Origin of the sequence: Acuticoccus sp. (assembly GCF_965213555.1) — a bacterium.
Taxonomy (GTDB): Bacteria; Pseudomonadota; Alphaproteobacteria; order Rhizobiales; family Amorphaceae; genus Acuticoccus.
On record NZ_OZ243890.1, the window covers coordinates 57,982 to 78,469 of the forward strand.

At 70.2% G+C, this 20,488-nt stretch carries 17 protein-coding genes; 6 read left to right on the forward strand and 11 right to left on the reverse strand.

All coding sequences use genetic code 11. The features are described 5' to 3' along the window. Nucleotides 1-16: 16 nt before the first annotated feature. Genes ACOOE8_RS00510 through ACOOE8_RS00540 form a run of 7 tightly spaced genes read right to left on the reverse strand, consistent with a single transcriptional unit; the run spans nt 17 to nt 8,273 of the window. Nucleotides 17-736 carry an ABC transporter ATP-binding protein gene (locus tag ACOOE8_RS00510; protein ID WP_420392970.1) on the reverse strand — a complete coding sequence of 240 codons (720 nt, stop codon included), beginning with the start codon at nt 734-736 and terminating at the stop codon, nt 17-19. Next, nucleotides 723-1,508, reverse strand: coding sequence for an ABC transporter ATP-binding protein (locus ACOOE8_RS00515; protein WP_420392971.1), 786 nt, complete (start codon nt 1,506-1,508; stop codon nt 723-725). Before ACOOE8_RS00515 ends, ACOOE8_RS00510 begins: the two co-directional genes overlap by 14 nt. After that, nucleotides 1,505-2,440: a branched-chain amino acid ABC transporter permease gene (locus tag ACOOE8_RS00520; RefSeq protein ID WP_420392972.1), complete on the reverse strand. Its 936-nt coding sequence runs from the start codon at nt 2,438-2,440 to the stop codon at nt 1,505-1,507. Before ACOOE8_RS00520 ends, ACOOE8_RS00515 begins: the two co-directional genes overlap by 4 nt. Beyond that, nucleotides 2,440-3,327 (reverse strand): branched-chain amino acid ABC transporter permease, encoded by an 888-nt coding sequence (locus ACOOE8_RS00525; RefSeq protein ID WP_420392973.1) that lies wholly within the window; start codon nt 3,325-3,327, stop codon nt 2,440-2,442. Before ACOOE8_RS00525 ends, ACOOE8_RS00520 begins: the two co-directional genes overlap by 1 nt. Before the next feature lie 58 nt (nt 3,328-3,385). Then, nucleotides 3,386-4,531, reverse strand: coding sequence for an ABC transporter substrate-binding protein (locus ACOOE8_RS00530; RefSeq protein ID WP_420392974.1), 1,146 nt, complete (start codon nt 4,529-4,531; stop codon nt 3,386-3,388). A 46-nt stretch (nt 4,532-4,577) separates the two neighbouring features. Further along, nucleotides 4,578-6,266 (reverse strand): hydantoinase B/oxoprolinase family protein, encoded by a 1,689-nt coding sequence (locus ACOOE8_RS00535; RefSeq protein WP_420392975.1) that lies wholly within the window; start codon nt 6,264-6,266, stop codon nt 4,578-4,580. Next, on the reverse strand, nt 6,267-8,273 hold the full coding sequence (locus ACOOE8_RS00540) for a hydantoinase/oxoprolinase family protein (protein WP_420392976.1): 2,007 nt from the start codon (nt 8,271-8,273) through the stop codon (nt 6,267-6,269). Between the two features lie 223 nt (nt 8,274-8,496). Here ACOOE8_RS00540 and ACOOE8_RS00545 point away from each other — a divergent pair, with 223 nt between their 5' ends. From ACOOE8_RS00545 to ACOOE8_RS00555, 3 genes are all read left to right on the forward strand, one after another. After that, nucleotides 8,497-9,336, forward strand: coding sequence for a polysaccharide deacetylase family protein (locus ACOOE8_RS00545; protein ID WP_420392977.1), 840 nt, complete (start codon nt 8,497-8,499; stop codon nt 9,334-9,336). A gap of 175 nt (nt 9,337-9,511) precedes the next feature. Then, nucleotides 9,512-10,492 carry a TAXI family TRAP transporter solute-binding subunit gene (locus tag ACOOE8_RS00550; RefSeq protein WP_420392978.1) on the forward strand — a complete coding sequence of 327 codons (981 nt, stop codon included), beginning with the start codon at nt 9,512-9,514 and terminating at the stop codon, nt 10,490-10,492. A 27-nt stretch (nt 10,493-10,519) separates the two neighbouring features. Beyond that, nucleotides 10,520-12,385 (forward strand): TRAP transporter permease, encoded by a 1,866-nt coding sequence (locus ACOOE8_RS00555; protein WP_420392979.1) that lies wholly within the window; start codon nt 10,520-10,522, stop codon nt 12,383-12,385. Nucleotides 12,386-12,396: 11 nt separating this feature from the next. On the opposite strand, the gene ACOOE8_RS00560 is transcribed toward ACOOE8_RS00555, so the two are convergent. Together ACOOE8_RS00560 and dctP are read right to left on the reverse strand one after the other, a co-directional pair. Then, a complete protein-coding gene (locus ACOOE8_RS00560; protein ID WP_420392980.1) occupies nt 12,397-13,392 on the reverse strand; it encodes a flavin reductase in 996 nt (331 codons plus the stop codon). Between the two features lie 136 nt (nt 13,393-13,528). Next, a complete protein-coding gene (dctP, locus tag ACOOE8_RS00565) occupies nt 13,529-14,524 on the reverse strand; it encodes a TRAP transporter substrate-binding protein DctP (RefSeq protein WP_420392981.1) in 996 nt (331 codons plus the stop codon). Between the two features lie 129 nt (nt 14,525-14,653). Here dctP and ACOOE8_RS00570 point away from each other — a divergent pair, with 129 nt between their 5' ends. Continuing rightward, a complete protein-coding gene (locus ACOOE8_RS00570) occupies nt 14,654-16,096 on the forward strand; it encodes an MmgE/PrpD family protein (RefSeq protein ID WP_420392982.1) in 1,443 nt (480 codons plus the stop codon). Nucleotides 16,097-16,120: 24 nt separating this feature from the next. Beyond that, entirely contained in the window at nt 16,121-17,104 is a 984-nt protein-coding gene (locus tag ACOOE8_RS00575) for an HpcH/HpaI aldolase/citrate lyase family protein (RefSeq protein ID WP_420392983.1), read from the forward strand. On the opposite strand, the gene ACOOE8_RS00580 is transcribed toward ACOOE8_RS00575, so the two are convergent. Both ACOOE8_RS00580 and ACOOE8_RS00585 read right to left on the reverse strand, forming a co-directional pair. Beyond that, a complete protein-coding gene (locus ACOOE8_RS00580; protein WP_420392984.1) occupies nt 17,101-18,369 on the reverse strand; it encodes a TRAP transporter large permease in 1,269 nt (422 codons plus the stop codon). The genes ACOOE8_RS00575 and ACOOE8_RS00580 overlap by 4 nt on opposite strands. Nucleotide 18,370: 1 nt before the next feature. Next, complete coding sequence (locus ACOOE8_RS00585) at nt 18,371-18,946, reverse strand: TRAP transporter small permease (protein WP_420392985.1); 576 nt, start codon at nt 18,944-18,946, stop codon at nt 18,371-18,373. A gap of 120 nt (nt 18,947-19,066) precedes the next feature. On the opposite strand from ACOOE8_RS00585, the gene ACOOE8_RS00590 reads away from it, so the two are divergent. Next, complete coding sequence (locus ACOOE8_RS00590) at nt 19,067-20,449, forward strand: LLM class flavin-dependent oxidoreductase (RefSeq protein WP_420392986.1); 1,383 nt, start codon at nt 19,067-19,069, stop codon at nt 20,447-20,449. Nucleotides 20,450-20,488 lie beyond the last annotated feature (39 nt).

Here is a 20,488-nt window from a genome sequence, read left to right on the forward strand (position 1 = left end):
CCCAGCGTCGGCGGCCTCAGCCAACGGACTGCCCGAGGTAGTACGCCTTCAGGTCGTCGGCGTCGTCGTCCCCTTCGGTGATCGGCCGGTCGAACGCGATGGCGCCCTCGCGCATGATGTATAGGTGCTCGGCGATGGCCATCGCCATGGCGACGTTCTGCTCCACCAACAGGATCGTCAGCCCCCTCTCGTTCAAGTCGAGCACGATCTCGGCGATCTCCTGCACCACCCTCGGCGCGAGCGCGGCCGACGGCTCGTCCAGCATCAGCAGCCGCGGTCGCCCCATCAAGGCGCGGGCGATCGACAGCATCTGCCGCTCCCCTCCCGACAGGGCACCAGCCGAGCGGGACCGCATCGCGGCGAGCTTGGGGAACTCGGCGTAACGCGCCTCAAGGTCGGCGCGCACCTCCGCCTTGGCGCGACGCCGGTGGTACGCGCCGACGAGGAGGTTCTCCTGCACGGACATCCCAGCGAACACCTCCTTGCCCTGGGGCACGAGGACGAGGCCCATGCCAATGCGCCGATCAGCGGGCACGTCGTCAATGCGCACGCCGTCGAAGCGCACCTCGCCGGACGTCGGCTCGAGCAGGCCGGCGGCGACCTTCAGCGCGGTGGACTTGCCGGTCCCGTTGCCCCCCAGGAGCGCGATGATCGCCCCCTCGGGAACCGTCAGCGACAGGCCGTTCAGCACCTGCACGCGGCCGTAACCGGCGTGGACGTCGTCAAGCGCGAGCACGTCGCCGCACCGTTCCACCGCCGATGTACGCCTCGACGACACTCGGATCCTGCGCGATCACACCAGGCGGACCCTCGGCGATGGTGGTGCCGTGGTCGAGCACCATCACCCGGTCGCACAACTCCTGGACGACGCGCATGACGTGCTCGACGAGGAGCACGGTGATGCCACGCTCGTCGCGCAGGCGGCGGATCAGCGCGATCAGCCGGTCGACGTTCGGCGGCGACAGGCCGGCCGCCGGCTCGTCGAGCACGAACAGCTTCGGCTCGATGATGGCACCACGCGCCAGCTCCACCATGCGTTGCTGACCCACCGAGAGCGCCGACGCCGGCCGATCGGCGAACTCGGCGAGGTCGAAGAGGTCGAGGAGCGCCCTCGCCTTCGTGTAGGCCGCCGCCTGGTCGCGGCGCGCTGCGGGCAGGCCGAGCGCCGAGGCGAGGGTGCTCGACCGGTGCCGCGGGCTGAGCGGCATCGCGACGTTCTCGGCCACCGTCAGCTTGGGGAAGAGGCGCAGGAGCTGGAAGGTCCGTGCGATGCCGAGCCGGTTGATCCGGTAGGCCGGCATCGTCGTGATGTCGGTGCCGTCGAACGTCAGCCGCCCGGCGCTCGGCGCGACGAGGCCGGTGACGAGGTTGACGAGCGTCGACTTGCCGGACCCGTTCGGCCCGATGAGGCCGTAGATCTCGCCCTGGCGCACGCTGAGGTCCACACCGTCGACGGCGACGAGGCCGCCGAAGCGCTTGGTCACGCCCTCGCAACGGAGGACGCTCACGTGCGCCGCTCCGCGAGCGTGCGCACGAGGCCGACGATGCCGCCGGGGATGAACGTCATGGCGAGGATCATCAGCGTGCCGTAGATGATGAGGCGGTAGTCCTCGGTGGCGCGCAGCACCTCCGGCATCGCGGTGAAGGCGATGGCGCCGAGGATCGGCCCGACGATCGAGGCCCGTCCCCCGACGATCATCATGGCGATGATGGTGGCCGACGTGAGGATGGCAAAGTCCGCCGGGTAGGCCCCCTCGAGGTAGTACACGATAAGGACGCCGGCGGCGCCGGCGAACGCCGCGCTCGCCACGAAGGCGACCAGCTTGGCGCGCACGGTGTCGAGGCCGATGGCGCGGGCCAGAAGCTCGTCGTCGCGCACCGCCTGCCACTCCTTGCCGATGCGCGAGGTCGCGAGGCGCCAGGCGAGGAGGACGGCGAGCGTCGCAGCGACGAGCGTCAGCCAGTAGAACCCGGCCTCGCGCGTCGCGCCGAACGCGGCGAACGGCTCGATGCGTGGCACGGTGATGCCGTACTGTCCCCCGGTGAAGCTCGTCCAGGAGCTGAGGAGGAGGTAGACGATCGTCTGGAACGCGATGGTGACGATCGCGAGGAAGTGCCCCGCGACGCGCAGCGCCGGCACGCCGAGCAGCAGTCCGAACGCCCCCGCCACGACGATGCCGGCCGGAAGGGTCGCCCAGATCGACCAGCCGAGGTCCCGGTAGAGGATCGCCGCGGTGTAGCCGCCGATCCCGTAGAAGGCGGCCTGCGCGAACGAGTACTGACCGCAGTAGCCGAACACGAGGTCGAGCCCCACCGCGAGGATCACGTAGATGAAGGCGATCGTCGCCACCGACAGGACGTAGGTGTTCGCGTCCGCCAATGGGAACAGGGCGAGCGCGGCGACGAGCACGGCGGCGACCAGGGGCGCGACGAGCCGCATCAGGCGCGGTCCATGGAGCGGCCGAAGCTGAACAGGCCCGACGGCTGCACCATCAGGACGAGGATGACCAGCGCGAAGCCGACGATGTCGCGTGCCTCGTTGGAGATGTAGCCCGACACGAAGCTCTCCGTGACGCCGAGGAGGAGCCCGGCCGCCACCGCGCCGTAGACGTTGCCCATGCCACCGACGATGACGACGGTGAACGCCTTCAGGGCCGTCATCGCACCGACCTGAGGGTGCACGAGGTAGACCGTCGACATCATCATGCCGGCGCCCGCCGCGAGCCCGCCGCCGATGGCGAAGGTGGCGAGGGCGACGCGGTTGACATCGATGCCCGAGAGCGTCGCCACGGTGGGATGCTGGGCGACGGCGCGCAGCGCCCGACCGGTCCAGGTGTAGCGCAGGACGATGTGGAAGATGACGACGATGACGAGCGTCACGACCGGGATGAGCGCGCGCTGGCCGGTCAGGAAGATCGGCCCGAAGTTCAGGAACACCGTCGAGAGCTCGGTACGGATGAGCTGCGGCTGCGGGCCGAACACCAGGAGCGCCGCGTTCTGCAGCACCACGGCGAGGCCGAAGGAGGAGATGATGGTGTCGGTCGGCTCACGTCCGCGGATCGGGCGGAACACGAGCCGCTCGGCCGCGATCGCGAGCGCCGCGACGCCGACCATCGCAAAGATCAGCGCGAACGGCAGCGGCAGCCCGAGGGTGGTCGAGGCGACGAGGCCGAGGAACCCGCCGAGCATGTAGAACTCGCCGTGGGCGAAGTTCACCACGTGCAGGATGCCGAAGATCAGCGTCAGCCCGATCGCGACCAGCACGTAGACGCTGCCCGTGATGAGCCCGTTGACGAACAGCGTCAGCGCGAAGTCGAATGTGTACAAGAAGGCTCCTCGCCCGGGGGCGGGGGCGCGGCGGCCGGGAGGGCCGCCGCAGGGGACGTCAGAACGGCTGCAACTCGCGCTTGCCGTCCTTCACGATGGCGAGGCCGATGTTGAAGTCGACACCGCCCTGCTCGTTGAACTTGGCCGTGGTCCCGGGAGGACCCTCGACGAGCGGGTGGTCCTCGAGCTCGAGCAACGCGTCACGGATGGCGGGGCCCTCCGTCGCGCCGGCCTTCTCGATGGCGGCGATGATGAGCGACATGGAATCGTAGCCGAGCGCCGAATGCACGTTCGCGTTGACGCCCCAACGCTCCACGAAGCGCTCGGCGAACGCCGCGCCATGCTCGTTCGGCGTGTCCGGCTCGAACATGGAGGAGACGGCGAAGCCCTCCGAGGCCGCACCGGTGAGCTCGATGAACTTGTCCGTCATCATCGAGCCGGAGCCCATGAACTGGGTCTCGAGCCCCATCTCGTTGGCCTGGCGCACGATGGTCGCGCCGTCACCGACGAGCCCGCCGAGGTAGATCGCATCCGGGCCCAGCGCACGCAGCCGCGTCAGCATCGAGTAGAAGTCCTGCTCGCCGGCGTTGAAGCTCTCCCGTGCGACGATCTCGGCACCGGCCTCCTCTGTGACCTCGGCGAAGGTGTCGGCGAGCGAGTTCCCGTAGCTCGAGTTGTCGTGGATGATGGCGAGCCGCTTGGCGCCGAGCACCTCGACCGTGTCGACGCCCGACTCGCGCCCCTGCACGTCCGAGCCAGGGTAGGGGCGGAAGAACCAGGGATCGCCCGGCTCGTTCAGGTCGGTCACGCTCACCGCCGTCGAGCCGCCGGCGACCATCGGCACCTCCGCCTCGCGGGCGACCTTCAACGCTGCCTCCGCGACGGCGGAGTTGTAGGTTCCAAGGATCGCGGCGACGTCGTCCTGCTCGATCAGCTTGCGCGCCGCCGTCGTGCCCTTCGTCGGCGAGGACTCGTCGTCCTCCACGATGAGCTCGATGGGGCGGCCGTCGAGTACGCCGCCCTCCGCGTTGGCCTCCTCGACGGCGAGGCGCACGCCCTGGATGACCTCGGACGCGGCGAGCGAGGACGGACCGGACATGGGCAGGATGACGCCCACCTCGACCGGCGCGCCGTCCTGCGCCGCCGCGGGTGTGAGGAGGCCGAGCGCGAGCGCTGCGGCGCCGAGACGTGTCAGGAGTTTCATCGACTTCGTGTTCCTCTCTACTCGAGCGTTCGTGCCTTGGCGCCCGTCAGCCCGTGGCGGTGTAGCCATAGTGCGCACGCGCATGGTCCACCGTGATGCGCCCGTCGGCAAGGTCGCGCTCCACGAGCTCGCGTGGGCGCTCGCGCGGATCGCCGTACCCGCCCCCGCCCCCCACGGACAGGACGACGACGTCGCCGACCTGGAGCTCCGCCGCCGCCATCGGGGGCAGCGAGATCGCCTCCCCGCCGCGCTCGATGACGAGGCTCCCGAGGCCTCCCGGACCGCCGCCCTCGGCGCCGGACGGGGCCACGCGGTAGTGGTCGGAGTAGAGGTTGAGGAAGGTCCCTTCCTCGAGCACCGCGAAGCGGCGACGGAAGCCGAGGCCGCCGCGCCAGCGCCCGGCGCCCCCGGAGTCGGGGATGAGCTCCGTCGCCTCCATGCGCAGGTGCGGGTTCGCCTGCTCGAACGCCTCGATGGGGGTGATGCGACAGTTCGACAGGATGTTGTCGCATGCGTCCACGCCCTCGTAGGCATGGCCGGCGCCGAAGCCGCCGCCCAGTACGTCGACGAAGACGCGGTAACCGTCGGATCGGCGCTGGCCGATGTAGAACCCTGTGGTCGAGTTGAAGCCCTGCGCCGGGACCTTCTCGCGCATGGCCCCGGCAAGCGCGCCCTGCACGCTGTCGAAGGCCCGGTAGGCGGCGGCCATGCGGGCGCGGACCGGCGCGGGCGGGTTCGGGTTGAGCAGCGAGCCCTTCGGCAGGTGGATGTCGAGCGGCCGGTTGCAGCCGTCGTTCGCCGGCATGTCCTTGTCGGCGATGACGGAGCGCACGGCGGCGAACACCGCCGCGTGCGCCGAGGCGACGGGGCAGTTGAACATCGAGCGCACCTGGGCGTCGGTGCCCGTGAAGTCGACCCCCAGGTCCGACCCGGTGACTTGGAGCGTGACACGCACGGTCACGGGTTCGTCCACGAACACGTCGCGGTCGATGGAGGCCTCACCGCGGTAGGTGCCGTCGGGCAGCTCGGCGATGGCGGCGCGCATGCGGCGCTCGGCGTAGTCCATCACCGCGTCCATCGCCCGCCTGAGGCCAGCGACGCCGTAGCGCTCGGCGAGCTCCTTGAGGCGCACGCGCCCGGTGTGGTTGGCGGCGAACTGGGCGTTGACGTCGCCGAGGCCGATCTCTGCGGTGCGCACGTTCGCGAAGATCAGCCGCTCGATCATCCCGCCGTGCCAGTCCCGCTCCACGTCCATCAGGAGCGGTGGGATGACGATCCCCTCCATGATGTGGTCGGTGGCGCTGGGGTTCACGCCGGCCGCTCCGCCGCCGATGTCGAGGTGGTGCGCCGTCGAGCCCGACCAGCCGATCAGCGCACCGTCCACCACGATGGGCGAGAACAGGATGATGTCGTTGAGGTGCTGCCCGCCGGCGTACGGGTCGTTCATGATGATGGCGTGGCGCTCGGTGACGCCCGACAGGTCGAGCTGCGCCGCCGCGCCCTTGAACGACAGGGAGAGCGCTGCCGTCTGCATGGGGATCGTCTCGGCCTGGGCGACCACGTTGCCGTCGGCGTCCAGCAGGGCCGTCGAGCAGTCCTGCGCCTCGCGCACCACCGTGGAGAAGGCGGAGCGGATGAGGTTGAGGTTCATCTCGTCCGCGGCCGACTGCAAGGCCTTGGCGATGATGGCGATCTCCGTGGCGTCCACGGCGTGGGAGGTGGCGACGGCGTCCATCTATCGGCTCCGGGTCAGCATCAGGTCGCCGGTCGGCTCCATCCGCGCGGTCCACCCGAGCGGGACGACCGTGGTGGCGGTCGCCTCCTCGATGACGGCGGGACCTGCGACGGTCTCGCCTGCACCCAGCGCGTCACGCGCGACGAACGTCGCGAGCCGAGCCGCACCCGCGATGAAGACCTCGCCGGTGTCGCGATCCGCAGCGGCGCCGTTGGGGCGCGGCGTGACCGGCGGCGGCCCCGCGCGTGCGGTGACGCGCACCCGCGTGTTGACCGCTTCGACGGCGAGCGCGGCGCGGGCGTAGCCGTAGCGCTGCAGATGGGCGGCCTCGAACGCGGCGCGCAGCGCGTCGGCGCTGCGCGGCTCGGCTTCGGACCACACCGTCAGCTCGAACGCCTGGCCCCGGTAGCGCATGTCGAGGCCGACCTCGGTGGTGTACTCCCCGCCGGCCAGGCCGTGCGCCGCCGCGGCCTCGCCGGCCCAAGCGTTGAGCTCGGCAAGCCGCGCCGCGTCCAGCGTCGCGTCCGACAGAACCTGGAGGTCGGTGCGCACGAGGTCGATCGTCGTGTCGGCGACCAGCAGGCCGAACGCGGAGGCGAGCCCAGGCGCCCAGGGAACAAGGACGCGCCTGACGCCGATCTCCTCCGCCACGGTGGCAGCGTGGAGCGGTCCGCCGCCACCGTAAGCGACCAGCGTGTAGCCGGACGGGTCGATGCCACGGGCCGTCGACACGCGCCGCAGCGCCTGCGCCATGTTGGTGTTGACGATCCGCAGAACCGCGTCCGCCACCTCCTGCGGGCTGCCCGGCATCCCCACGGCAGCGAGCGCGTCGGCCGCCTTCCGCGCATCGAGCGTCATGCGGCCGCCGAAGAAGCGGTCCGGTCGCAGGAGGCCCGCCACGAGCTGCGCGTCGGTGACGGTCGCCTTCGTCCCGCCACGGCCGTAGGCGGCCGGTCCCGGGTCGGCTCCGGCGCTCGCCGGGCCCACCGCGAGCAGACCGCCCGGATCGAGCGCCGCGATGGACCCGCCCCCCGCGCCGACGGTGACCATGTCCACCGCGGGCGTGCGGATCGGCAGCCCGTCCACCTTCAGCTCCGGAACCATCGTCGGCGTGCGGCCCGGCGCGATGACGACATCGGTAGAGGTGCCGCCCATGTCGATGGTGAGGACGTCGTCGATGCCGTTGCGCTCGGCGAAGAACATCGCCGCGCGCACGCCCGCTGCGGGACCCGACAGCAGCATGCGCACCGCGTTGCGTGCCGCACTCGCCCCCGGCATGACGCCGCCGTTCGACTGCATGATCTGAAGGATGCCGCCGTAACCGCGCGCCCGGAGGTCCGCCTCGATCCGCTCCACGTAGCGCGACACGACGGGGCTGACGAAGGCGTTCACCACCGTCGTCATCGTCCGTTCGTACTCGCGGAACTCCGGCGAGATCTCATGGCTCGCGCTGACCACCACCTCGGGCGCCCTGGCCCGCACGATGGCGGCGAGCTCCCGCTCATGCGCGGGGTTCGCGTAGGCATGGAGGAGCGCGATGGCGATGGAGCCGACGCCCTCGGCGAGCGCTGCGTCCACCACAGCCTCGACCGCAGCGCGGTCCAGCGGACGCACGATCGTGCCTGTGGGGTCGATCCGCTCGTCCACCTCCAGGACGAGCCGGCGAGGCACCGGGGGTACCGGCTTGCGGTAGAACACCTCGTACACGCTGCCGGTGCGCTCGTGCGTGCCGATCTCGATGACGTCCCGGAAGCCCCGCGTCGTGATGAGCGCCGTGCGCGAGCCATCCCGGGTGAGGAGCGCGTTGGTCGCCACGGTGGAACCGTGGACGAGCTGGTCGATGGCGGACGGGTCGGCGCCCGCGCCGTCGATAGCGTTGGCCACCGCCTCGTGGATCGCCTTCGGTGTCGAGAGCACCTTGTGCGTGACGAGCGTGCCGTCCCCGCGCCGCCACACGAGGTCGGTGAAGGTTCCCCCGATCTCAACGCCGACGCGGTCCGTGGTCATCCCCCGCGCCGCTCCCCTCGCGTCGAACCTATGGTGGCCGGACGGACCGTGCAGGGGTCCGGCGTCGCCGTTGAGGAAGCGTATTTCGTGGCGACGCGCCCTGTCAAAGTCTGTGCTTGTGCAAAAACCGGGCGTTGGGCGCGAGTGGTGATAGCCTAGGGCTGGCCGCCGCATCGAAGGGCGGTTCGACCCCCTACCCGTCCCCTGGACGACGAGATGGCCCATGCTGTTGCCGAGCGACGCCGAAATCCCCGAGCCGCGATGGCCGAACGGCGCGCGGTGCGCCGTCATGCTGACCTTCGACTTCGACGCCGAGACGCTGTGGCTGTCGCGCAACGAGGACAACGCCAAGCGCCCCGGCATCTTATCCCAGGGCGTCTACGGCGCGCGCGTGGGGATCCCGAGCATCCTGAAGCTCCTCGCCGAGCACGAGGTGCCGGCGACCTTCTTCGTGCCCGGCTGGACGGCGGAGCGGCATCGTGGCCGCACCGAGGACATCCTCGCCGCCGGACACGAGATCGGCCACCACGGCTACCTGCACGAGTGGATCCACCCCGACTTCCCCGACAAGGAGGCCGAGGCGCTCGAGCGTGGCCTCGAGGCCTTGAGGACGACGCTCGGGATCAAGCCGGAGGGCTACAGGTCACCGGCCGGCGAGACGAGCGGCAACATGATCCGCCTCCTCCACGAGCACGGCTTCCTCTACGACTCCTCGCTGATGGATGCGATCAACCCCTATCGTCACGTCCTCGCCGACGGCACGCCTGGCCCCATCGAGCTGCCCTGGCACTGGAGCATCGACGACGCGCCCTACTCGATGTTCTCGATTCAGACGCCGCGAACCATCGTCGACAACGATGCCATCTTCTCCGTGTGGTCGACCGAGTTCGCCGAGATCCACGCTGCGGGCGGGCTGTTCGACCTCGTCATGCACCCGCAATTCATCGGCAGGCCGAACCGCCTGGCGCTGCTGCGGCGCATGATCGAGCACCTGCGCGGCTTCGATGGGGTCTGGTTCGCGCGCGGTCGAGAGGTCGCCGCCTGCGCGGCGGAGCAGATGTGATGACGCGGTCGGCAGTTTGCAGGTCGGAACGCTCCGTTCGTTCGGTCGTGTGCCCGCCATCGTTACGTGCGTGGCCGCACGCCGCGCGTGGGCCCCGGGTTGCCGCTCCCCTACCCATTTGGCACAATCTTGCAAAACATTGGGACCGACGGACCCAAAGGAGAGGAGCCACAAGATGCGTGTCAGCACAGTCGCCGTTGTCTTCGCTGCAGCACTCGCCCCAGCGGCCCACGCTCAGGAGAACCTCGTGCTTGCCACCGCCTCGACCGGAGGCACGTACTACCCCGTCGGCGTGGGCATCGCGCGCGTCGTGAGCGAGGCAGCGCCGGACCTGCGGGTCGATGCCGTGACGTCCGGCGGCTCGACCGAGAACGTGCGCCTCATCGCCCGGGACGAGGTGGACATGGCGATCTCGAACGGCGTTGTGACCTCGCTCGCGCGCTCTGGAGAGGAGGGCTTCGACGCCTCAGAGCACGGCGACCTGCGCACCATGTTCGCGCTGTGGGGCAACGTCGAGCACCACCTTGCCCTCAAGGATGCGGTCCAAACTGGGACGGTGGACGATCTCAATTCCCTCGACGGCAAGTACAACATCGGCGGTCGGCAGTCCGGCGCACGCACCGCGGCGACGCTGATGCTGCGCGGCCTCGGCATCGACCCCGAGGGTCTCGACCTTGAGTACATCGCGACCTACGGCGAGGCCGGCAGCGCGCTGCAGGACGGGCGCATCGCGGCCGCCAACCTCGGCGCCGGCGTCCCGGTCGCTGCGGTGACGGAGGCCTACGCTACGCTGGGCGACGACGTGACCATCCTCTCCTTCACCGACGCGCAGCTCGCCCGCATCGAGGAGAACAGCCCGGGGCTGTGGTACCCCACCGAGATCCCGGCTGGATCCTACCCTGGCCAGGACGACCCGATCCCGACCGCAGCCTACGCCAACTTCATGATCGTCGACGCCGACGTCCCGGAGGAGACGGTCTACAAGTTCATGACGGCCGTCTTCGACAACATCGACCAGGTGCACGACATCCATCCTGCGGCGCAGGAGATCACCCTGGAGGCCGCGACGAGCGGCTTGTCGGCCCCGTTGCATCCCGGCGCCGTGCGCTTCTACGAGGAGCGCGGCATCGAGGTGCCGGACCGTCTTCGGCCCTGATCATGCCGTCCCGGCCGACATGAACTGATGGGCTCGACCGAGCCCTCGCGCGCGTTGAACGCCGTCCTCCTCATGGGAGCGTCGGCGTACGGCGTGTTCCACCTATACTTTGCGACGATCGACACGATTCAGGAGAGCTGGCGCAATGCCGTCCACGTCGGCGGCGCCCTTGCCTTCGCCTTCGTGTTCGCCTCGCTGAGGTTCCGCCCCGGCGTGCTTCGGCTCGCCTTCGTCCTGCTCGCGATCCTGTCGCTCGCACTGCCGGCCTACGTGATCGGCACGGAAGAGGCGTTGTTCGCACGAAACGAGCGGTTGTTGACCATCGACCTCGTGATGGCGGGCGCCGTCATGGCTGTGGTCCTGTTCGGGGTCGGCGTCGCGGGCGGCTGGGTGCTGACGGTGCTCGGCGCGCTCTCGGTCGCCTACGCGCTGTGGCTCGGGGCGCTGCTGCCTGGCACGCTCGGCTTCCGCGGCATCTCGTACTACACCTTCTCGTACCGCATGCTGTGGGGCGGCGAAGGCTACCTCGGCTTCCTCACCTCGATCTCGGCGACCTACGTCTACCTCTTCATCTTGTTCGGAACGATGCTGCTCGCCGCGGGCAGCGGCCGCTTCCTGGTGCAGCTCAGCCTGCGCCTCGGCAACCGCGTCCCAGGGGGACCAGCACAGGCCGCCGTCATCGCGAGCGCGATGATGGGCTCGGTGACGGGCACGTCGATCGGCAACGTCATGGCGACGGGCTCGGTCACGATCCCCATGATGCTGCGCGCGGGCTACCGTCCGAGCTTCGCCGCCGGCGTCGAGGCGAGCGCCTCGAACATCGGACAGATCGCGCCACCGGTCATGGGAGCGGGTGCCTTCATCCTCGCGGCGTGGACCCAGACGCCCTACGGCACCGTCGTCCTGCTCGCGATCCTTCCAGCGGCGCTCTACTTCTACTCCGTGTTCCTCGGCGTCGTACTTTACGCGCGCAGGGAGAACTTCCGCGCGGAGGTCGAGACCGAGCCCGTCGTGTGGCGGGACGGCATCCCATTCGCCCTCGGCATCGGAACCCTGATCGCAGCGCTCGTGGTCGGCTACACGCCGGTCTACGCATGCGTTCTGGGGATCGTTGGGACGCTCAGCGCGAGCTGGCTGACGAGGGACCATCGCATCGGCCCCATAGGGCTGGCCACCGTCTTCCTCGACACCGCGCGGACCGCTGCGATCACCGCGCTCATGCTCGCCGCAGCCAACGTCGTCGTGGGCATGCTGACGCTGACCGGCAAGGCCATCACCTTTTCCGCCGCTCTGGTCGATGCCGCCGGGGGCAACGTCTACCTCATGGTGGCTGCGGTCGCGCTCATCTCGTTGATCTTGGGCATGGGCCTCCCGATCACCGCGAGCTACGTCATCGTGGCGGCAGTCGTCGGTTCTGGGTTCGAGGAGTTCGGCTTCACGCTCCTCGCGGTCCACCTCATGATCTTCTGGTACAGTCAGGACTCGAACGTCACGCCGCCGATCGCGCTGTCGGCCTTCGCGGCGGCGGGGATCGCCAAGACGGCGCCGTTCCCAGCGGCCATCGAGGCGTGGCGCCTCTCCAAGGGACTGTACGCGATTCCGCTACTGTTCCTTTCGGGCGACCTCCTCTTCGAGAACGGGGCGTTGGCCGCGGCCACCGCCTTCGCAGCCGCGGTCGTCGGTCTCACGGGGCTCGCGATCGCGCTCGCCCGCCACGGCTACCGTGGGCCGATCCCGATGGTGCTCGGGCTGCCGCTGTTCGCGACCTCGGTCGGTTGCTTCCTGCTCGACCGCGACGTCGCGAACGGGTTCGCCCTCGCGACGCTGGCGCTGCTCGGCATCGGCGAGCTCGTCGGCCGGTCGCGAGCTGCGCCCGCAGCCAGTCCACCATGACCTGTAGATCTTCAGGACGGCGAGCGGGCGTGGCTCGCGAGCGCCTCGAGGACCCGTCGGGTCGTGTCGATGTCGCCCTGCGACATGCCGTGCAGGAGCTGGGCCTCGCAGGCGAGCGCCTCGCGCCGGATCGCGTGCACCTCTGACAGGCCCTCCTCCGTCACGGTGAAGCCGCCATCCCCGTCGCGGGTGACGAAGCCCTTGCGGACCAGCGACTCGGCGGCGTCCTCGGCGGCCACGGTGCCGAGGAACCCCGCCTCGGCGAGCGTCTCAAGCTTGGAGCCCGGAAAGTAGGAGATCGTCGCGATCATGCGGCTCTCGTTCGTCGTCATGCCGAGCGAGGCGAGCGCCTCCTGAAGCGCGGCGGTGAACCCCACCAGCGCACGGCGCATGAGGTTGGACAGCAGCGGCTTCATCATCGGGGCGGCGGTGGGACGGGGCTCCGGCGCCGGGCCGCTGCCGGGGTGCTCCACCGCAAGCCCGTAGTGCCCCTGACTGAACAGGAGGAGCGGCCGGTCGAACCGGCGATAGCGTTCCACGTGCCCTACCATGATGACGTGGTCGCCGCCGTCGTGCTCCGCGTGGCGGCGGCACTCGAGCTGTGCCGCGACGCCGGACAGGAGCGGCGCGCCGCCCGCGCCCGCCGCGAAGCCGACCGACGCGAACTTCTCGCCCGAGCGCGCGAAGTGGGACGCGACGTCGCTCTGGTCGGAGGCGAGGATGTTGACCGCGAAGTGGCTGGCGGCCTGGAAGATCGCGAGGCTGTCGGACTGACGCTTGAGCGACCACAGGATGAGCGGCGGGTCCATGGACACGGACGCGAACGAGTTCGCGGTGACGCCCGTCGCGCGACCATCGGCGGCCGCAGCCACGACGGTGACCCCGGTGGCGAACTGACCGAGGCATCGACGGAAGGCGCGACCGTCGTCGCGAGGGTCGCCGGCCTCCACGGGGGTCTCGCTCGCCCGCTCGGAGGGCGCTTCGGCCCGCAGGGGTTCCCCGTTCATGACGCACCCTCCGCGGAATGTCCCCATCCACGCTGGACGGGGACGTCCCCGTTACACCGTGCGCGGGCGCCTGTCACAGCCGCCGGCGCCGGGCCGGCTCCGGCCCAGAGGCGCCGAGCGAGGGTCCCGGTGCGCGCTACTCCTCGTACTTCTTCAGGATCGCCTGGTATGTTGCGGTCACGTCCGGATGCCGCTCGTAGAACTCCGCGCTCGCCGTCGTCGCCGCCTCCTTGAAGGCTGCGACCTCGTCGTCCGGCACAGTGGCGAAGGTGTGACCCTTCTCGAGCATCGACTCTAGCGTCTTGCGGTCGTCCTCGATGGCGCGCTCCCACTGCACGTCGAGCATGTCGCCCACGGCGCCGCGAATGCAGCCCTGCAGCTCCTCGTCGAGCCCGTCCAGCCACGCCTCGTCGACGATCACCGAGTAGGTGAGGAGCGACAGGCCCGGCACCAGCGAGGCGGCTTGCGCCGTGTCGCCGACCATCTCCCACCCCCCCGCGGAGGTGAAGATGCCGTCGATGGCACCGAGCGCCAAGGACGTCGCCATCTCGCTCGCCGGCATGGTGACGGGACTGACGCCGAGGTTGCGCATGACGTCCTGCAGCACCTTGCCGCCGGTGACGCGGATCTTCCGACGCTCGAGGTCCTCGGCGCTGGTCACCTCCATCTCGGGGAACAGGAAGATGAGCTCGGCGGCGCGCATGAGGCCCATGACCTCGATGCCGCGGTCCTTCAGCAGGCCGGACATGAGCTCGTTGAGCTCCCGCCGCGCCTCGGGCTGCAGCATCAGCTCGTCGGACAGGACGAACGGCTGGTCGATGATGCCGTAGCGCGGATCGACGGAGTCGAGGAGCACCGACACCGGCCAGGCCATGTGCACCGCCCCGGTGCCGATCGCCGCGATCGCCTCCCGGTCCTTGTAGAGCTGGCCGGCGTGGTAGAGCTTGACGTCGATCCTCCCCTCGCACCGCCCCTCAATGTCGGCGGCGACCTCCTCCATGTACCCGGTCTTCCAGTGCGTGGTGGCGAGCTCGTTCGTCATCACCATCTCGACCGGCGCCTGCGCGAGTGCCGCGGGCGCACCTAGGACGGCGGCGACGGCAATGACGGTCGAATGAACGCGGGTTCGCATGGTTGGCCTCCTTGAGCCTCAAGCCTTCTTCGATGGGCTTCGCGGCAGAACGTAGCCAGATGTCCGGACCTTTACAAGGCGATCGGCCGGGACCACTATCCCGAGCGTACGGGCCTGGGGGAGGATTCGATGAACGTTCAACTGACGGACCGCGACGTCGCGGATGCCACAGCGACCTCCCTCGACGCGGCACCGCCCATCGCGCGCCGGCTCGCCGACTTCGCCGCTGAGCTCACCTTCGAGGACGTGCCGGCGGAGGTCGTCGAGCGGGCCAAGCGCCACGTCCTCGACACGGTGGGCATCGCGCTCGCCGCCTCCCAAGGTGACTACGCGATGCGCGTGACGACCGCCATCGACGCCCTCGCCGGCCCCGGTCCGCACGCCGTCATCGGCCGCGCCGGGCGTCTGCCGCTGCGCGACGCGGCGCTCGTCAACGGCACGCTGATCCACGGCCTCGACTACGACGACACGCACTCGGAGGGTGTCGTCCACGCCTCGGCGAGCGCGCTGCCCGTCGCGCTCGGTGTCGGCGAGGCTGCGCGGTCGACGGGTCGGGAGGCGCTGCTCGCGTACCTCATCGGCATCGAGGCCTCGGCGCGGCTCGGCGCGGCGGCGGGCGGCGCGTTCCACCAGCGCGGCTTCCACCCGACCGGCGTCGTCGGCATCTTCGGCGCGGCGCTCGCCGCCGGGCGCCTGCGCGATGCGACCCCCGCGGCGATGGCGGCGGCGCAGGGCGTCGCGCTCTCCATGGCCGCGGGCTCGCTGGAGTTCCTCGAGGACGGGTCGTGGACCAAGCGCATGCACCCCGGCTGGGCAGCGTCGAGCGCCATCACGGCGCTCGAGCTCGCGCGCAACGGCTTCAAGGCGCCTCCCGCAGCCTACGAGGGCCGCTTCGGGCTCTATGCCTCCCACGTGGGGGAGGACGCCGCCGACCTTTCCCGCTGCACCGAGGCCCTCGGCACGACGTGGGAGATGATGAACGTCGCGCTGAAGCCATACCCGGCCTGCCACTTCAACCACGCCTTCGCCGACGCCGCGCTCGCGCTGCGCGAGGCGCACGGGCTCACGCCGGCGGACATCAGAAGCGTCCGCGCGCTGATTGGCGCCGGACAGGTCGGCACGGTGTGCGAGCCCGAGGCGTCGAAGCGTACACCGGCCAACGCCTACGACGCGCAGTTCAGCGTGCACTACATCATCGCGACGGCGATCGCCCGCGGCCGCTTCACCCTGGACGAGCTCGAGGAGGAGGCGATCCGCGACCCCGAGGTGCTGGGTCTCACGCAGCGCATCACCTACGAGGTCGACCCGGACACGCGCTTCCCGCGGTACTACTCGGGCGAGGTCGTCGTCGAGACCACCGACGGGCGCACCCTCTCCCACCGCGAGGACGTCAACCGGGGCTCGGACGCCAACCCGCTGTCGGAGGCGGACGTGATCGCGAAGTTCCACGACAACGCCGCGCGGGCGATCGGCCGGCGGGCGGCGGAAAGGATCGTCGACCTCGTGATGCGCTTGGAGGACCTCCACGACGTGAGCGAGCTCGCCGACGCCCTAGCCGCCGACCGGCCCTAGTCGGCGCGGTCCGGTGCGGGCTTGATGCCGCCGTCTCCGCAGCGCCCTGCACGGCTGCAGCGCTCGGTCCTCGCCGTCCCGGCCACCAGCCCGCGGTTCTTCGCCAAGGCCGCGGCGAGCGCGGCGGACGCCGTCTTCCTCGACCTCGAGGACGCCGTCGCCCCCTCGCACAAGGACGGCGCGCGCGAGGCCGCCGTCACGGCGCTCGCCGAGCTCGACTGGGGCGAGAAGGTCATGAGCGTGCGCGTCAACGGGATGGACACGCCGTGGGCGCACCGCGACATCGCGGCCGTCGCCGCCGTGCCTCGCCTCGACATGGTGCTGCTGCCCAAGGCCGGATCGGCCTCCGACGTCGCCTTCGTCGACCAGCTCCTGACGTTCATCGAGCGCGAGACCGGCCGCGCCGACCCCATCGGCATCGAGGTCTTGATCGAGACCGCGCGGGGCGTCGCCAACGCCGAGGAGATCGCCGGGGCGAGTCCGCGGCTCGAGGCCATGGTGTTCGGCGTCGGCGACTACACCATCGACATGCGCGTGCCGAACCGCGTGTTCGGCCGGCCGGATCCGGCCTACGCCGTCCTCACCGGCGCGCCGGGCGGCGCTCGCGAGCGCGTCGCCGGCGACCAGTGGCACTTCGCCATGGCGCGGATCGCCAACGCCTGCCGCGCGAACGGGCTGCGCCCGATCGACGGCCCCTACACGGACTTCGGCGACCCGGAGGGCTTCAGCGCCGTCGCCGCCCGCGCCCAGGCGCTGGGCTTCGAGGGCAAGTGGGCGATCCACCCGAGCCAGGTCGACGACGCCAACGCCGCCTTCTCGCCCCCGCCCGACCTCGTCGACTGGGCGCGCGCGACCCGGGACGCCATGACCCGCGCCACCGGTGCCGGTGCCGGGGCGACGCAGGCGGACGGCGTCCTCCTCGACATGGCCCACCTCAAGATGGTGGAGCACATCCTCGCCCGCGCCGACGCCATCGCCGCGACGGAGCGCGCTCGCCAACCTGCCTAGACCAGCGCCAGCGAGAGCCAGGGGAAGGCGTTGATCAGGACCAGCGCGGCGGCGCGGACGGCGAAGAAGGGGGCCACCGCGCGGATGATCTGATGCAGCGGCACGCCCGAGACGCGGCTCATCACGAAGAGGTTGAGGCCGACCGGCGGCGTGATCGTCGCGATCTCCACCAACGCCGTCAGGATGACCGCCATGTGGATCGGGTGAATGCCCACCACCAGCGCGAGGGGGAAGACGATCGGCGACAGGAGCACGATCACGCTGATCCCGTCGAGGAACATGCCGACGACGATCAGCGTGAGGTTGAGGACGATGAGGAACGTCACCCGGTCGATCTCGGCGGCGATGAGGATCGTGCGCAGCTCCTCGGTGACCCCGAGGCGGGTGAGGAGCGCTGTCAGGAGCCCCGAGCCGATGAGCACGCCGTAGATCATCAGCGTCTGCTGCACCGACTCGCGCAAGGTGCCCCACACCTCGCCGAGCGTCGCGGAGCGGTACACGATGAGCACCAGGAACACCGCGTAGAGCGCGGCGAGCGCCGAGACCTCGGTGGGCGTGAAGATGCCGGCGTAGATCGTCCCGATGATGAGCACCGGCAGGAACAGCGCGCCGCTCGCCGCGGGGAGCTGGCGGCCGAAGCCGCGCCAGTCCGCCGGCTGTGACCTGCCGCCGTAGCCGCGCACCTTGGCGATGATGATGGTAGCAGCGCCGATCATCGCCGCCTCCATCAGCCCGGGCAGGATGCCGGCGATGAACAGCTCGTTGATCGGCAGCCCGACGATGGAGCCGATGAGGATGAAGGAGAGCGAGGGCGGGATCATCACGCCGAGCGTGCCGCCCACGGCGACGACCGCGGCGGCGAAGCGCTTGTCGTAGCCCTCCGCCGGGAGGAGCTTGGTGGCGGCCGGCCCGAGCGCAGCCGCGCAGGCGACGGACGAGCCGTTGACCGCGGCGAAGAACACCGCAGCGAAGGTGAGCGCCAGCGCGACGCCGCCCCGGATGGCCCGCACCAGCGTGCCGACGAGGTCGAGGATGACGAGCGCGATGTTGCCGCGCGACATGAGGTTGCCGGCGAACACGAAGAACGGGATCGCGACCAGCGCGTAGCCATCCACCGACGACCAGGCGGTCTGCGCGACGATGACGACCGGCACCTGGAAGTTGAACGTGAGCAGGAAGATCGCCACCAGGCCGAGGGCGATGGCGATGTGCACCCCGGCGAAGACGAGGACGAAGAGCCCAGCGATGGCGACGAGGGTCGTCATGTCAGTCGACGTCGCTCGGGCCGGCGCCGGAGAGCACCTCGTCCTCGTGGGTCGTCGCAAACGGGTCGCGGCCGCGCGCCACCTCGGCGAGCGCTGCGAGGAAGTAGAGGAGGTAGAGCAGCCCCGCCGCCGGCAGCACGAGCCGCACGACCCAGAGCGGCAGGTCGAGCGAGGACTCCGTCATCATGCCGATGCGGTGGAGGTGCGCCACGTGGACGACGCCGGCGTACAAGAGCACGGCGGAGAAGGTGACGCCCGCCGCTCCCGTCAGCGCGGCGGAGAGGAGCGCGAACCGCCGCGGCAGGGCGAGGAGCAACAAGTCCATGCGGATGAAGTGCCCGTTGCGGCTCGCGATGCCGATGGACATGAGCACCGACCACACCACGAGGAAGCGCACCGCCTCCTCCGCCCACCAGTGGCTCTGCCCGACCAGCGTGCGGCTCGCCGCCTCGTAGAACATCACGCCGATCGCTGTCGCCATGAACAGCGCGGCGACGTTGAGGACGATGGCGTCCTCGACCCAGGCGTAGGCACGGCCGATGCGCCATCCGGGGCGCTCGCCCTCATTGGTCCGCATCTTTCCGCTCCTCGGCGCCGTTGCGCTGCGGTCTGGGCCGTTCGCCGACCTCACCGTCGCCTTTTGTATGGACTCATTCGCATGGCAAAACTATCAGCGGAAGCATCCTAGGGGGACACCATGCGCGACACGACGCTGACGATGGTCGCATTCATGCAGGCGCAGAACTGCTCGAACTACGTGGGCTCGTGGCGTCACCCCGCGACGATGCGCGACTTCCTCGCGCCAGAGTACTACCGCCGCATCGCCCGCACCCTCGAGGACGGGTTGTTCCACGCCTGCTTCTTCGATGATCGCCTCGCGATGCCCGACGCCTACGGCGGCGACTACCGCTCCTCGGTGGAGAACGGCATCCGCTGCGTGAAGCTCGACCCCACGGTGCCGCTCATGATGATGGGGACCGCGACGCGCCACCTCGGCCTCGGCACGACCTACTCAACGACGTACTACGAGCCGTTCCACGTGGCCCGGCTGTTCCAGACCATGGACCTCATGTTCGACGGCCGCATGGCCTGGAACGTCGTGACCTCGCTCAACGACACCGAGGCGGCGAACTTCGGCCACGAGGCGCACCTCGAGCACGACCTGAGGTACGACCGGGCGGACGAGTTCATGGAGGTGGTGCTCGGGCTGATGGACTCCTGGGAGGACGATGCCATCGTGGCCGACAAGTCCGGCCGCTTCGCCGACCCTGCGAAGGTCCACCAGCTCGACCACACGGGGCGGTTCTTCAAGTCGCGCGGGCCGCTGCCGGTGCCGCGCTCGGCCCAGGGCCGTCCGGTCCTCCTGCAGGCCGGGCAGAGCGGGCGCGGCCGGCGCTTCGCGTCGCGCTGGGGCGACATGATCTTCGCGCTCTACCCGAGCCTTTCGCTCGGCCAGCGGATCTATCGCGACTTCAAGAATGAGGTCGCCGCGTGCGGCCGTCGGCCGGACGAGGTTAAGGTGCTGCCGGCGATCTACGTCGTCGTCGGCGAGACGGGCGACATCGCGCGCCAGAAGCTCGACCTCATCGACCGCTGCGCGCTGCCCATCGACGCCTTGTCCTTGATGAGCGAGGTGCTCAACTTCGACTTCGCAAAGAAGGGCGACGACGAGCCGTTCACCGAGGCCGAGATGGCGTCCATCGGCGGCATGCAGACCCTGCGCGACCGCGTGGTGGAGGCGAGCGGCAAGGCGAACCCCACGGTGATCGACTTCGCCAAGCACAGCGGTCGCGGGACGGTGCGCGAGTTCCCGGTGTTCGTCGGCTCGCCGCAGGAGGTCGCCGACGGCCTCCAGGAGTGGTTCGAGGGCGAGGCGTGCGACGGCTTCGTGCTTGCAGCGACGCACCTGCCGGGCGCCTACGAGGACTTCGTACGCCTCGTCGTGCCCGAGCTCCAGCGCCGCGGTCTCTACCGCACGGCCTACGATGGCACCACGCTGCGATCCAACCTCGGCCTGCCGAGGGCCGAGGTCGGCGACTGGAAGGTGCCTGGCGAGGCGCGTGCCGCCGCCTCGGCCTAGGGGCCAGCTCCGCCCGTGCGCCGACCCGACGTTCGGCGC

Coding starts and splice junctions, on each gene's coding strand:
- ACOOE8_RS00520 (WP_420392972.1), bottom strand. CDS start 2,440: ATGCGGCTCGTCGCGCCCCTGGTCGCCGCCGTGCTCGTCGCCGCGCTC.
- ACOOE8_RS00530 (WP_420392974.1), bottom strand. CDS start 4,531: ATGAAACTCCTGACACGTCTCGGCGCCGCAGCGCTCGCGCTCGGCCTC.
- ACOOE8_RS00535 (WP_420392975.1), bottom strand. CDS start 6,266: ATGGACGCCGTCGCCACCTCCCACGCCGTGGACGCCACGGAGATCGCC.
- ACOOE8_RS00540 (WP_420392976.1), bottom strand. CDS start 8,273: ATGACCACGGACCGCGTCGGCGTTGAGATCGGGGGAACCTTCACCGAC.
- ACOOE8_RS00545 (WP_420392977.1), top strand. CDS start 8,497: ATGCTGTTGCCGAGCGACGCCGAAATCCCCGAGCCGCGATGGCCGAAC.
- ACOOE8_RS00550 (WP_420392978.1), top strand. CDS start 9,512: ATGCGTGTCAGCACAGTCGCCGTTGTCTTCGCTGCAGCACTCGCCCCA.
- ACOOE8_RS00555 (WP_420392979.1), top strand. CDS start 10,520: ATGGGCTCGACCGAGCCCTCGCGCGCGTTGAACGCCGTCCTCCTCATG.
- ACOOE8_RS00560 (WP_420392980.1), bottom strand. CDS start 13,392: ATGAACGGGGAACCCCTGCGGGCCGAAGCGCCCTCCGAGCGGGCGAGC.
- dctP (WP_420392981.1), bottom strand. CDS start 14,524: ATGCGAACCCGCGTTCATTCGACCGTCATTGCCGTCGCCGCCGTCCTA.
- ACOOE8_RS00570 (WP_420392982.1), top strand. CDS start 14,654: ATGAACGTTCAACTGACGGACCGCGACGTCGCGGATGCCACAGCGACC.
- ACOOE8_RS00575 (WP_420392983.1), top strand. CDS start 16,121: ATGCCGCCGTCTCCGCAGCGCCCTGCACGGCTGCAGCGCTCGGTCCTC.
- ACOOE8_RS00580 (WP_420392984.1), bottom strand. CDS start 18,369: ATGACGACCCTCGTCGCCATCGCTGGGCTCTTCGTCCTCGTCTTCGCC.
- ACOOE8_RS00585 (WP_420392985.1), bottom strand. CDS start 18,946: ATGCGGACCAATGAGGGCGAGCGCCCCGGATGGCGCATCGGCCGTGCC.
- ACOOE8_RS00590 (WP_420392986.1), top strand. CDS start 19,067: ATGCGCGACACGACGCTGACGATGGTCGCATTCATGCAGGCGCAGAAC.